The sequence below is a fragment of the Paenibacillus sp. yr247 genome (assembly GCF_900103825.1).
In the GTDB taxonomy this organism is placed as follows: domain Bacteria; phylum Bacillota; class Bacilli; order Paenibacillales; family NBRC-103111; genus Paenibacillus_E.
Map to the genome: position 1 here is coordinate 1 of NZ_FNIF01000049.1, position 12,989 is coordinate 12,989.

The 12,989-nt window shown below is 48.1% G+C and carries 11 protein-coding genes and 1 rRNA gene; all 12 read left to right on the plus strand.

Going from position 1 to position 12,989, the window contains the following annotated elements; genetic code table 11:
- Positions 1-257: 257 nt before the first annotated feature.
- On the plus strand, positions 258-1,307 hold the full coding sequence (locus BLT91_RS29435) for an ABC transporter ATP-binding protein (RefSeq protein WP_090827712.1): 1,050 nt from the start codon (positions 258-260) through the stop codon (positions 1,305-1,307).
- Positions 1,300-2,016 (plus strand): ABC transporter permease subunit, encoded by a 717-nt coding sequence (locus tag BLT91_RS29440; RefSeq protein WP_090827714.1) that lies wholly within the window; start codon positions 1,300-1,302, stop codon positions 2,014-2,016. The genes BLT91_RS29435 and BLT91_RS29440 overlap by 8 nt, the downstream gene beginning before the upstream one ends.
- A 5-nt stretch (positions 2,017-2,021) precedes the next feature.
- Entirely contained in the window at positions 2,022-3,413 is a 1,392-nt protein-coding gene (locus tag BLT91_RS29445) for a GldG family protein (RefSeq protein WP_090827716.1), read from the plus strand.
- On the plus strand, positions 3,410-4,342 hold the full coding sequence (locus BLT91_RS29450; RefSeq protein WP_090827717.1) for a DUF4340 domain-containing protein: 933 nt from the start codon (positions 3,410-3,412) through the stop codon (positions 4,340-4,342). The genes BLT91_RS29445 and BLT91_RS29450 overlap by 4 nt, the downstream gene beginning before the upstream one ends.
- Positions 4,343-4,491: 149 nt before the next feature.
- On the plus strand, positions 4,492-4,716 hold the full coding sequence (locus BLT91_RS29455) for a hypothetical protein (protein WP_090827719.1): 225 nt from the start codon (positions 4,492-4,494) through the stop codon (positions 4,714-4,716).
- Positions 4,717-4,744: 28 nt separating this feature from the next.
- Positions 4,745-5,500, plus strand: coding sequence for a spore coat protein (locus BLT91_RS29460; RefSeq protein WP_090827720.1), 756 nt, complete (start codon positions 4,745-4,747; stop codon positions 5,498-5,500).
- A 186-nt stretch (positions 5,501-5,686) separates the two neighbouring features.
- Positions 5,687-6,148 (plus strand): DUF6130 family protein, encoded by a 462-nt coding sequence (locus BLT91_RS29465; RefSeq protein ID WP_090827722.1) that lies wholly within the window; start codon positions 5,687-5,689, stop codon positions 6,146-6,148.
- Between the two features lie 180 nt (positions 6,149-6,328).
- A complete protein-coding gene (locus BLT91_RS29470; protein WP_090827724.1) occupies positions 6,329-7,024 on the plus strand; it encodes a heptaprenylglyceryl phosphate synthase in 696 nt (231 codons plus the stop codon).
- Between the two features lie 3 nt (positions 7,025-7,027).
- Positions 7,028-9,364 (plus strand): DNA helicase PcrA, encoded by a 2,337-nt coding sequence (pcrA, locus tag BLT91_RS29475; RefSeq protein ID WP_090827726.1) that lies wholly within the window; start codon positions 7,028-7,030, stop codon positions 9,362-9,364.
- A gap of 66 nt (positions 9,365-9,430) precedes the next feature.
- Positions 9,431-11,452, plus strand: a complete 2,022-nt coding sequence (gene ligA, locus BLT91_RS29480) for an NAD-dependent DNA ligase LigA (RefSeq protein WP_090827728.1) — start codon at positions 9,431-9,433, stop codon at positions 11,450-11,452.
- 23 nt (positions 11,453-11,475) lie between these two features.
- A complete protein-coding gene (locus BLT91_RS29485) occupies positions 11,476-12,486 on the plus strand; it encodes a DUF1835 domain-containing protein (RefSeq protein WP_090827732.1) in 1,011 nt (336 codons plus the stop codon).
- Between the two features lie 234 nt (positions 12,487-12,720).
- A 16S ribosomal RNA gene (locus tag BLT91_RS29490) occupies positions 12,721-12,989 on the plus strand; the annotation flags it as partial.

The window sequence follows — 12,989 nt, forward strand, 5'->3', positions numbered from 1 at the left end:
ATCAGCTCGAGCCACCGTTTCCCGTTCTCAGTCACCTCTATCAACTCATCGCCTTCTCTCTTCTCACCCGAATCACCCAACCCAGCCATCTCCATCCGCCCTGATGAGCCTCCATTCTCTCGCGCCCACCCCACTTCGTTCACAATTTAGACACAATTTTTTAATGTATTTTTCAGATTTGCTTAAGGTTGGTTTATTGTTCCGCGGGTATAGTGATGATGGATATTATGAAAGAAAGTATGAATGGGGGATCTTGGATGCTTGAGGTCAAACAAGTCAGCAAGCTGTACGAAAATGATCGCGGTGTACATAACATCGATTTCTCGATGCAGCGCGGCGAGATCGTCGGCTTCTTAGGGCCTAACGGTGCTGGCAAAACAACGACAATGCGCATGATTACGGGTTATTTGAATCCGACGCATGGACAAATATGGGTGGATGGCCATTCCATGGCGGACAATCCGAAGAAAGCACGCCGCAAAATCGGCTACTTACCGGAAACACCGCCACTTTATCCAGAGATGACGGTGCAATCTTACTTGCGCTTCATCGCGAATCTTCGCGATGTGCCCGCACGGGAGCAGAAGATGCGTGTCGGCGAAGCAATCGACAAGCTCGGTCTGCAAGGACGCGAGAAGCAAATCATTCGCTCCTTGTCCAAGGGCTATAAGCAGCGCTTGGGCCTCGCGCAAGCGATTCTACACCAACCAGATCTGCTTATACTGGACGAGCCCACGTCGGGCCTCGATCCGAAGCAGATCATCGAGATCCGTCAGCTGATTCATGAGCTTGGCGAGAATCATACAGTGCTGCTGAGCACGCACATTCTCCCAGAAATTAATGCGATCTGTAATCGCGTTCTCATCATTAACCAAGGCCGCGTCGTGCTCGACGAGCGCCCTGAGCATCTCGGCCGCACGATGGGCGAGACGTTCGAAGTATCGCTCGAAGTCAAGGGGCCTCGCGAGCGGATCTTGACCGAGCTGCGCAGTCTGGAGACAGTCTCAGCAGTCAAGGAGATCGACGCCCCAGCGCCGAGCGAATCTGCCACAGCGACAACGGACGCCGCCGAACTAACCGTCGAACCAGCAGCCGAGTCCGTGAAACTGCTCGTGACCTCGTCGGATCGCTCTGATATTCGTGAAGCCTTGTTTTTCCGACTAGCAGGCGCAGGCTACCCGATCCTCGAGATGAAGCGGGAAAGCCTCAGCCTAGAGGATATCTTCCTCAAGCTGACAACGGATGAACCTGCTGCCGAAACCGGTTATGCTCCTGATCAACATGAGGAGGTGGATGCCGATGCGTAGAATTTGGGCTATCTGCTCGAAAGAGCTGCAAATGTATTTCTTTTCGCCGGTTGCTTACGTGGCATTCGCATTCTATGTGCTGCTATCGAGCTTTTTCTTCTATATCAATTTTGTTAACGGTCAGCCGCCGGTTGTGGATGCGCGCTCCGTTGTTGGAAATACCACATTCGTGTACCTTTTTATCATCCCGCTGTTAACGATGCGCCTCATCGCAGATGAGTTCCGTCAAGGCACAGATGAGCTGCTTTTGACTTCACCTGCGGGCATTGGCGAAATTGTGCTCGGTAAATATTTGTCTGCCTTTATTGTACAAGTCGGGCTAGTGGCGATCAGCTTGATCTATCCACTTGTTATGTCCTCCTTCGGAACGTTGGATAAGCCTGTGTTATGGCTGTCTTATCTGAGTATGTTCCTATTAGGCTGCGCAATGATGGCTATTGGCTTGTTCGCTTCTAGTTTGTCTAACAATCAAATGGTTGCCGGTATTTCAGGCTTTGTTATTTTGCTTATGTTGTGGCTGCTCGATTGGGTAAGCGGCGGTATGACAGGCAAGCTGAAGGATTATGTCGGTCAATTCTCTTTGACGAGCCATTTGACGAACTTGCAAAAAGGCGTCCTGCATGGCGGCGACATCCTCTTTTATATCACATTAACAGCGGTGTTCCTCGTTCTTAGCATACAAGTCCTTGAAAGAAAGCGTTGGAGGTGAGCGGGATGAACAAGTGGATACGGGGAACTAATGCGACTGTTTTATCAATCGCCGTTATCGGCATTTTCATCATACTGACAATCTTCCTACATTCGCTGAAAGGCTTTCAGGTTGATTTGACGAAAAATAAGAGCTTCACACTTTCTGAGCAAACAATAACGACACTCAAAAACTTAAATCAAGATATTCACATCATTGCCTTCACAAACAGTGGAGATAGTAATAATGCTTTTGTGACACGACAAGTCACAGATATGGTAGCAGAGTATAAGAAGCAAAGCGGTAAAATTACGTATGATGAGTACGATATGCTGAAGCAGCCGTCTATGGCCAAGCAGTATGGTGTCGATCAAGGCGGGACGCTGATATTTGAATTGGGCGGCAAAAAGCAAAATGTGAATTTCTATGAATTATTTAATGGTCAACAGGACGGTTCCTACACGTTTACAGGGGAAGAGAAGTTTACACAGGCGATTACAAGCCTAACTTCCACAGAGAAGCACACGGTTTATCTGCTCTCCGGTCATCAGGAATATCCATTGAATGCGTTAACCATCCTGAAAAGCAGTCTAGAAGGCGCTAATTATGTGGTGAAGGACCTCAATCTTTATGTGGCGGGTAAAATACCGGACGATGCGCAGATGCTCATGCTGCTTGGACCGCAAAATGACCTGAATGATAAAGAAGCTGAGTTGATTGGGGCTTATTTGAAAGATAAAGGCAAGATTTATATGGCGTTAGGCTTTAACAAAGATATGGCGACCAAGTGGAAAAATATCGATGCGATTATGAAAACATACGGCATTGTAGATCAACATGCGATTGCGATCGAACCGAAGCAAACGTCGCTGTATGATCCGCTCACGATTATTCCGGAGTATGGTTCCCATGACATTACGAACAAGCTGTCCAGCAATAATTTGATTACGATGCTGTCGCTGGCTGTCAGCTTGAATGCGGACCAAAGTGCGCCAGACTTCACCCAATCGTTGCTCTTGAAAACAACGGATAAAGCCTACGGCGAAACGGATATCAACCTGCTTGCGCAGTCTAAAACGAAGCAAGATGCGGCAGATGTCAAAGGACCGCTCAATCTGGGTTATGCGATTGCGAACAAAGATAATAAGCCGAAGGCTGTTATTTTAGGCGGATCAACGTTCGTACTGGATGAAGATATTCAGAATCAAGGCAATAAAGATTTTGCAATGAACAGTATAGGCTGGTTGCAAGAACAGAAAGATCAGATTACGATCCGTCCGCGTCAAGGGGATGCCTACCAGCAAGCGATGATCACGCCTAGCCAAGCGAATACCATTTTCCTCGTAACGATTGTGTTCCTGCCTCTCCTTTTCTTAGTGATTGGCGGCTTGATCTGGTGGAGGAGGAGACGAGGATGAAACGGTTTGTTCCTACGATTCTGTTAGTCGTTATTTGTATCGGCGGGTTTTGGTACGCTTCGAGCAAAGACTTCTTCCAAGAGAAGAAAGATGAACCGAAATCTCTTCTTACGCTGAAGCAAGAAGACGTAAAGTCCCTCACTGTGCAAAAAGAAGAACAGCAGATTGAACTAGCTCGCAATGGCGATGGATGGGATATGAAAAAACCGGCGGCGGTGCCGATCAATACGAATCAAGTTGGTTCGTGGCTGGATGCCCTCGGTCTGGTGACATCCACTAAATTGGTGGAAGATCAGGTAAGTAACCTATCCAAATATGGTTTAGATAAGCCTGTTGGAACGTATGAGGTCCTGTTAAAGGATGGATCCAAGAAAGGTCTGAAAGTGGGCACGGCCCTTCCGATTCAAGGATTCTCCTATGTTCAGGCGGAGGGGTCTCCTGCTGTGTATCAGGTAAGTGATCAGTCGCTCTCTGGTCTAAGTAAATCACCTGTCGATTTTGCTGATACGAGCCCGTTCCACTTCGAGAACGACAAGGTGCAGAGTGTGAAAGTGACTTTGAAGGGTCAGACATGGACGCTTGCGAAAACAGACAAAGATAAAGTGGCTGCTGAGGCAAACTGGAAGCTTGGTGACAAGGAGCTGAAAGGCGCGGATGCAAACCCGCTGCTCGATGAGCTGATCTTCCTGCACAGCGCTGAGCTTCCACAGCCGTCGGCTCAGAAGCCGACGGCAGGCGGAGAGCTGAAAGTGGAGCTTGGCTTGTCCGTTGACGGTAAAGAAGTCAATGAGATTTATGAAGGCAAGCTAAGCCAAGATCAAGTCTGGCTTGCGAAGCAAGGTGGACAGTGGGCGTTCCAGCTTACAACTGCCGATGTACAGAAAATAGCGGATGCCTATGCCGGAAAACCGGCTCAGCCCGCCTCTTAATTTTTAGAAGACTGCTCCCTACAGCTATCGTGCTGTGTGGGGCAGTCTTTTTCATTTAAAAGGTGATTAACTTTTTTTGCCAACATGACATAAAACGGAATATTTTGGGAAACCTACAAGATAGGAATGGAAAGGAGGGTAACATTCACATGTACAACAATCAAGGGAACCAAACCATTACCGGCAAAGAGCTCTCGTACCTATCGGATACGTTGAAAAATGAGGAATTGTTAGCGAAGCTTTGTGTACAAGGAGCAGTTAACTGTCAGAGTCAGTCTTTGAAACAAACATTATCTCAGCTTTCTCAGGAGCGGCTGCAAAACATCAGCATCCTCGTCAACACCCTGCAGCAGCAATCAGGCATTACCCATTAATTCGAACATAAGAGGAGGTGCAAGAAGGATGTATCAGCAAAACCCATATCAACAACAACAACAGCAACAGCAGGAAGTGCATTTACAAGAGCAGGACTACGCTAACTTTGTTCTTTCCGAACTGAAACGCAATGCTCGTGAATACACGACGGCCGCTTTAGAAGCATCTAATCCACAGATTAGGCAGACCTTCCAATCCTTAGTGCAAAAGACACTTCAAGATCAGGCAGCTTTATTTCAAGAAATTCAGAAGCTTGGTTATTATGAAGTTCAGGCTGCTCCTCAGCAGCAAATTTCTCAGGAGCTGCAGAAACAGAGCCATACTGCGGCCGAGCTGCAGTCTTTTGTACAACAAAATTTGAGCAGAACAACCACAGCGAGCTATCAGCAGCAAGATCAGATGGCTATCGCCCAGCAACAACAACAGCCGCAGAGCCAGCAGCAGAACCAAATTGCAGCCTTACATCAGGCGCCATTCCAACCCATGATTAATGCGTCCCAGTATCCTAATGCGGTGTACAACAATCAAGGGCAAGGATATTCATCCAATCAACACCAAACCTACAATAACCAGCAAGGACAAAGCTTCCAGGATCAAGGCTATGGCCAGACTAGCTATGGTCATTCGCAAGGTTACTCTGCAACAGCTGGATATAGCACGCCTGAAAATACTAGCTTGACGAGCAGATCCCGCAGCCAATTGAGTGCTCAAACTTCGAACTCGGCAGGCGAAAGTTCTTATACCAGCAAACAGCAGCATGAAGGCAGCAAATACAGCTTCTAAGTATCGGAGCTGGCTTCCTGAACTATAGACGTCCGTAGCTTCTAGCTATAGGACGTTTTTATCTTTGTGGAGAACGGTTTTTAGATTTCGTCCCACTTTTCTCATAATCATGGTATGGAACCAGCTTGTCACACATATATAAGGAACAAGGGATGTCCAAACTTATGGGAAAAGGGTGTATCGCTGATGAAAAAAACGTGGATTTACGGCGCAGCTACTTTAATGGTATTAGGAGCAATGACAACGGCATGCGGTTCTAAAGAGGAAGTCATAAGTTCCAATGCAGCAGGTCCCAAAGCAGCGACAACAGTGGCTCAAGGGAAGACAGAAAGCAGTGTGAAGACAGTGACATCCAGTGCTAAGCCAGCCATCGATGCGCAGTACAAGGTTGATGGAAGAAACGTGACGATAACGTATCAGACAACTAATTTCCAATTATCGGCCGATCATATGGATAAAGCGAATGTACAGGGCGAAGGACATCTTCATTTGTATGTGGATGGTAAGCAGAAAGCGATGATTGGCAAAACAGGTCCGTTAACTCTAAACAATTTAGCCGCAGGTAAACATGAGATTAAACTCGAGCTTCAGCAAAATGATCACAAGGATATCAATGTAGAGAAAATTCTTAATGTCGAAGTAAAATAATAGGGAACATTTGTGCGCATTTAACCGGAAATCAGGCTTGGGCGAAGATCAGATAACATTATGTGCATATTCCTTGAAAAGACGGGCGATTAGCCCGTCTTTTGTCATTTGACACACCTGAATGCGTAGCATAGACTGTTGATAGTATGGCACTATTGCCGCCCAATCGGAGGGAAACTATTGATCGTCGATATACGTAAGTGGAAGCATGTATTTAAGCTTGACCCTGATCGGCACATCTCAGATGAAGCGCTGGATCGGCTTTGCCAATCTGGTACGGATGCGATCATGGTAGGCGGTTCAACGGGAGTGACCTTTGATAACACGGTGGATCTTCTATCTCGGATTCGTCAGTACGAGGTTCCCTGTGTATTGGAGATTTCCAATCAAGATGCTATCGTTCCAGGGTTTGATCTATTTTTAATTCCTGTTGTTCTGAATGCGGATGATCCGAAATGGATCGTTGGCCAGCATCAAGAGGCGTTGAAGGAATATGGAGCCTTGCTCAATTGGGACGAAATTATTGCCGAAGGCTATATTATTTTGAATAGCGAAGCTACGGCTGCGCAGTTAACATCGGCTCGTACGAATTTGGATGCCAAGGATGTTGCAGCTTACGCGCGCATGGCGGACAAGCTATTTCACATGTCTATTGTGTACTTGGAATATAGCGGCGTGTTTGGTGATATGGAGCTAGTTCGGCGGACGCGTCAAGTGCTCGAGAATGCCCGTTTAGTATATGGCGGCGGGATTGACAGCGTAGATAAAGCGCAGCAGGCTGCGGAAGTCGCAGATACCATCGTCGTCGGCAACATTATTTATAGTGATCTGGAGCAGGCGCTTCAGACCGTGAACTTTGATAGAACAGGAAGGTAACTTATGAACGAGACAGTCAATATCTTAGATGCGATTAAAAGGTTGAATCCCGAGCAGCGCAAAGCGGTCGAAGCTGTTGACGGTCCACTTCTGATTATGGCTGGAGCGGGGAGCGGGAAGACGCGTGTACTCACGCATCGTATTGCTTACCTGATCGGTACGCGCAGAGCGGCCCCATGGAGCATTCTGGCACTTACGTTTACGAATAAAGCGGCACGCGAGATGCAGGACCGCGTCGGCAAACTGGTCGGCGGCAGCGGGAACGACATTTGGGTTTCCACGTTTCACTCCATGTGTGTACGCATGCTGCGCAGAGATATTTCACGGATCGGATTTACTTCGAATTTTACCATTTTGGATTCCGGGGATCAGCTATCGGTCATAAAATCCTGCTGCAAAGAACTCAATATTGATACCAAGAAATTCGAGCCGAAGACCTTTCAAGCGGCTATTTCTACAGCCAAAAATGAACTCATCTCTCCTAAGCAATTTGAAGATAAAATTGGCGACTACTTTGACGGCTTAACCTCTAAAATTTATACGCTCTATCAGAAAAAGCTGAGAAGCAATAACTCACTGGACTTCGATGACTTAATTATGGCAACGATTCATTTATTTAAAGAAGTTCCGGAGGTACTTGAGTTTTATCAAAACAAATTCCAATATATCCATGTCGATGAGTATCAGGATACAAACCGAGCGCAGTATATGCTTTGTCAATTGATTGCGGCGAAACATAAGCGCATTTGTGTCGTGGGAGACAGCGACCAATCCATTTACCGTTGGCGTGGAGCTGACATTACGAATATCCTTAATTTTGAAAAAGATTATCCCGATGCCACCGCTATTTTATTGGAGCAAAATTATCGCTCCACTTCGAATATTTTGCAGGCTGCGAATAAAGTCATTGCCAATAATACGGGCCGCAAGCCCAAAAATTTGTGGACGGATAAAGAAGGCGGCGTAAGGATAAAGCTGTATCAAGCCGATTCCGAGCACGAAGAAGGCTATTTCGTTACGAGTGAAATTAATAAAAATAAGTCCAATGGTAAAAAGTTCGGCGATCACGCCATTTTGTACCGGACGAACGCACAGTCTCGGGTGATTGAGGAAATTCTCATTAAATCCGATATTCAATACACCATCGTTGGCGGCGTAAAGTTCTATGATCGTAAAGAGATCAAAGATATTTTGGCGTATCTGCGCCTCATCTCGAATCCGGACGATGATATCAGCTTGAGTCGGATCGTGAACGTTCCGAAGCGGGGCATTGGTGACACCACGATGGATAAAGTGGCTGATATGGCTGGACGTAGAGGCATATCTCTATATGCCATGCTGGAGGAGGTTGATTCCCTGGAGATCAACACGAAGGCTAAGCACGCTTTGGCTGATTTCCGCGAAATGATTGATAACCTGAACCGCATGGTTGAATACTTATCTGTAACTGAACTCACTGAGAAAATACTGGAGATGTCGCAGTACCGTTTGGAGATGCAGCGGGAGAACACGATTGAATCCAAGGCTCGTCTCGAAAATATCGAGGAGTTCCTGTCCGTGACAATGGACTTCGAGAAACGTAACGAGGACAAGTCACTCATTTCATTCCTGACCGATTTGGCACTTATCGCCGATATCGATACGCTGGATAAAGATAAAGGCGAGGAAGAGCAGGATGCCGTTGTGCTCATGACGATGCACAGCGCCAAAGGGCTCGAGTTCCCGGTTGTGTTCATCATCGGGATGGAGGAAGGCGTATTCCCGCACAGCCGCGCCTTTGCCGATAACGAAGAGCTCGAAGAGGAGCGCCGTTTGGCCTATGTCGGCATTACGCGCGCCGAGCAAGAGCTTTTCCTTACGTGCGCCCGCATGCGCACGCTCTTCGGCCGCACCGCCGCCAACGCCCCATCGAGATTCCTTCAGGAGATTCCGCAGGAACTCCTGGAGAACGTCTCGATGGGCGGCGGCGGGGGCTTCTCGAGAGCTGGCCGCACCAGCTCGTGGGGCAGCAGCGGCGCTGCCTCGCAAACGAGCCGCGGTTCCAGCGGCTCGTCGGCTTGGGGCACGCCGTCCTCCTTCGGACGGCCTGCTGCCAGCGCGGCTGCGCCAAGCCCCGCAGCCGGGGCGAAGCCGGCTGCGTTCCGGGCTCCGCAGCCTGCCGCAGGAGGCGCGGTGCCGGACTACAAAGCCAGCGACAAAGTGTCGCATGGCAAGTGGGGCATCGGCACCGTTGTATCCGTCAAAGGCTCGGGTGACGACACCGAGCTGCAAATTGCTTTCCCGGCGCCTGTTGGCTTGAAGCGCCTGCTCGCGAAGTTCGCTCCTATTACGAAGCAGTAAGAGCCGCACTATGCCTATACTTGCCGTAACGAACACCTATTTCCCATTAGAGAGGAAGAGCCCGTAATGACAGATGCCATCGCGGCAATGAAAACCCTCATCCAAGAAATCAACAAGCACAACCATAACTACTACACGCTCGATCAACCCACGATTTCCGATGCTGAGTGGGATGCTTTATACAAAGGATTAACCGCGTTGGAGGAGGAAACAGGGATTACCCTGCCTTCTTCTCCAACCCAGCGCGTGGGCGGCGACATTCTCAAAGGTTTTGATCCACATAAGCATCTAGCCCGACTGTGGAGCTTGGACAAGGCACAAAATGCCGATGACTTACAGACTTGGCACACACGTGTGCTCAAGCTGATCGCTGATTACAACAGCAAAAATCCCGAAAACCCATTACCAGACCCCACGTATGTGGTGGAGTTGAAGTTCGACGGGCTTACGCTGAACCTTACCTATGAGCAAGGACAACTTGTCCAAGCCTCCACGCGAGGCAACGGTACGGTAGGCGAGGGCATTTTAGCACAAATCAAAACGATTAAATCAATACCCCTTGAGATCCCGTACAATCAGGGGACAATTGAGGTGCAAGGCGAGGGCATGATGTTCCTCTCTGTGCTTGAAGCGTATAATCAGACGGCCATAGATCCGCTCAAAAACGCCCGTAATGCAGCAGCCGGAGCGCTGCGCAACCTGAATCCCAAAGTGACCGCAGAACGTAAGCTAAACGCTTTCTTCTATAATGTTGGCTACTCGGATGGCATTCAATTCGATAATCATGCCGACATGGTTCAGTTTCTTCGTGACAACCATTTTAAAGTGAGCGACCGCACACGATATTTCACTACAATTGAAGAAGTAAGCGCAGAGCTGGAGCGGATTGCCGAAGAGCGCCCTAGCTTTGATTTTCTAATTGACGGAAGTGTCGTGAAGCTTACGGACATGCGTACGAGAGAAGTGCTCGGCTATACAGAGAAATTCCCGCGTTGGGCGATTGCATATAAGTTTGAAGCAGAAGAAGCCACAACGATCCTGCAAAGTGTATCCTGGGAAGTCGGCCGCACTGGTAAAATCACACCGCTAGCCCGCGTTGAAGCCGTTGATCTCGCTGGGGTAACCGTACAGAACTGTACGCTGAACAATGTCGGCGACATCGAGCGCAAAAACCTCAAGCACGCCTTAGGCAGCCTCGTTTACATCCGACGCTCCAATGACGTCATTCCGGAAATTCTCGGCAAAGTGACCGAGGAGAATGACGGCGAGGAGATTGTAGCTCCGACGCATTGTCCTTCCTGCGGCAGTGAGCTTGAGATGCGTGGTGCGCATCTGTTCTGTTTAAACCGTCTCGGCTGTAGTCCGCAGCTGGTTGGGCGTATGGCGCATTTTGCTTCTCGCGATGCGATGGATATTGAATTTTTCAGCGAAATGACCGCTTCCCAGCTGCATCAAGAGCTAGATGTTCGTGACCCAGCGGATCTGTATACGCTGCAATTCGAGGACCTCGTCAAGCTCGATCGCTTTGGCGAGAAGAAGGCCCGAAACCTGCTAGACGCATTAGAGAAAAGCAAATCTCGTGATCTCGCTTCGTTCCTTTATGCACTGGGCATCCCTAACTCGGGTAAAACAACGACCAAGGTGTTGGCTGACTACTACCGCAGCTTGACCAAGATTATGGCCGCTACTCCTGAGGAGCTAATCGCTCTCCCTGATGTAGGCGGAATTGTAGCTGAAAGCATCTATTCGTTTTTCCGTGACCCTGTGATGGTGTCCAGCATCGAGCGTATGCTAGCGGCTGGCGTGAACCCAATCGCAGAAGAGCCTGCGGTCGTGTTGGCTAGCCCTGACAATCCGTTTTTCGGTAAAACCATTGTCCTTACAGGTACGCTTTCAACGATGGGGCGTGACGAATGTGCTAAGAAACTAGAAGCGTTAGGAGCTAAGATAACCGGCAGTGTTTCTAAGAAAACGGACATTGTAATCGCCGGGGAAAGCGCGGGCAGTAAGCTAACGAAAGCACAGGAGCTTGGGATTCGGATCATAGAGGATGAGCAGGAGCTTTTACAGCTTTTGGGTGAGGGCTAAATGACAAATAAGGGGACAGTGCCATGCCGAAAAACCTGCATATTGTGAACGGTGACGCATTTGGAGATAAGCTGCGTGCTTCGGGTATCGATGGAGACATATTGGTATGGCGCGAGTCTCTGTATGAAGGACCTATTGGCGTACAAATGTCAGATAGTGTCCTTTTATCTATAAGGACCTCTTATATGAGTCGACTTCACGGCATCCCAGAGGAGTTGTTTAAGTCCATTACGCTGCAGCAGGAAGAAGCTTTGGACAAGCTCTCCATGGATATGGACGAAGTTGTTCTGTGGTTTGAGCATGATTTATATGACCAATTAATGCTTTGCTATTTGCTGTCGAGACTATTCGCCCTCCCCCATCGGTCCTTCCGACTATCTTTGTTAACGATCGATCAATTTCCAGGCGTTGACTTATTTTATGGATTAGGGCAGTTAACGGTGGATCAAATCATTCACCTGCACCACAAGTGGTTGCCTGTTAGTGAAGATCAGCTTCTCCTTGCTCGCAAGGTGTGGACGGCCTATTCGGCCTCTGAGCCGCAGCCTATGGCTGATTTGATGAAAGAAGACCTATCGGCACTGCCTTTTCTTAAAAAGGCCTTACAAGCCAATTCAGAACGTTATCCATCTACACAAAATGGCTTGACTGTCCTTCAGCAGTTTATCCTTGAGCTTACAAGTGAAGGTGAAATGCCCATTCTGCAGCTATTTAAAAAAGTAATTGAAAGCAACAGCGGATTTGGTCTTGGTGACTTGCAGTTTTGGAGCATAGTGGATCAGATCCGGCAATGTGAAGTTCCTCTGGTCCGCCTTATTGGAGGAAATAAGCTGCCAAGGTACGGCGAAAAATTGCCGCCTCAATTTGAGAATTGGCGAGTGAGTATGACAGATATGGGTATACTTGTTCACGGATGTGAGCGGGATCATGTGTCTCTGAATGGTATTGATGATTGGATTGGCGGCGTTCATCTGCTTGGGAAAAAGGATATATGGCGCCGAAACGCTGTATCCACGGGGTTTGTGAAGCTGTAAGATAATGGATGCATAAAGTTGCTTGCAATTCGTTTTGAAACCTGATAATATATGTTCTTGTCACCGCAAGAGCGATACATTAACGCTTTAAACGGTAACGCAATAAAGCTCTTTGAAAACTGAACAAATGAATGAAGCAAATCAGCAAATTCAGTCGCGTAAGTGACTACAATTGAGATTGCAAAATCTCGCTAGCAACGCAAATGAGCAATTAAGCTTTCAAATAGTTTTACTATTATGGAGAGTTTGATCCTGGCTCAGGACGAACGCTGGCGGCGTGCCTAATACATGCAAGTCGAGCGAACTTATCCTTCGGGATAAGTTAGCGGCGGACGGGTGAGTAACACGTAGGTAACCTGCCTATAAGATCGGGATAACTATCGGAAACGATAGCTAAGACCGGATAACTGGTTTTCTCGCATGAGAGAACTATGAAACACGGAGCAATCTGTGGCTTATAGATGGGCCTGCGGCGCATTAGCTAGTTGGTAGGGTAACGGCCT

What these genes read in the sequence shown, in the direction of transcription:
- BLT91_RS29455 (WP_090827719.1), top strand. Translation starts at nt 4,492, where the DNA reads ATGTACAACAATCAAGGGAACCAAACCATTACCGGCAAAGAGCTCTCG.
- BLT91_RS29465 (WP_090827722.1), top strand. Translation starts at nt 5,687, where the DNA reads ATGAAAAAAACGTGGATTTACGGCGCAGCTACTTTAATGGTATTAGGA.
- BLT91_RS29485 (WP_090827732.1), top strand. Translation starts at nt 11,476, where the DNA reads ATGCCGAAAAACCTGCATATTGTGAACGGTGACGCATTTGGAGATAAG.
- BLT91_RS29435 (WP_090827712.1), top strand. Translation starts at nt 258, where the DNA reads ATGCTTGAGGTCAAACAAGTCAGCAAGCTGTACGAAAATGATCGCGGT.
- BLT91_RS29460 (WP_090827720.1), top strand. Translation starts at nt 4,745, where the DNA reads ATGTATCAGCAAAACCCATATCAACAACAACAACAGCAACAGCAGGAA.
- BLT91_RS29440 (WP_090827714.1), top strand. Translation starts at nt 1,300, where the DNA reads ATGCGTAGAATTTGGGCTATCTGCTCGAAAGAGCTGCAAATGTATTTC.
- ligA (WP_090827728.1), top strand. Translation starts at nt 9,431, where the DNA reads ATGACAGATGCCATCGCGGCAATGAAAACCCTCATCCAAGAAATCAAC.
- pcrA (WP_090827726.1), top strand. Translation starts at nt 7,028, where the DNA reads ATGAACGAGACAGTCAATATCTTAGATGCGATTAAAAGGTTGAATCCC.
- BLT91_RS29445 (WP_090827716.1), top strand. Translation starts at nt 2,022, where the DNA reads ATGAACAAGTGGATACGGGGAACTAATGCGACTGTTTTATCAATCGCC.
- BLT91_RS29450 (WP_090827717.1), top strand. Translation starts at nt 3,410, where the DNA reads ATGAAACGGTTTGTTCCTACGATTCTGTTAGTCGTTATTTGTATCGGC.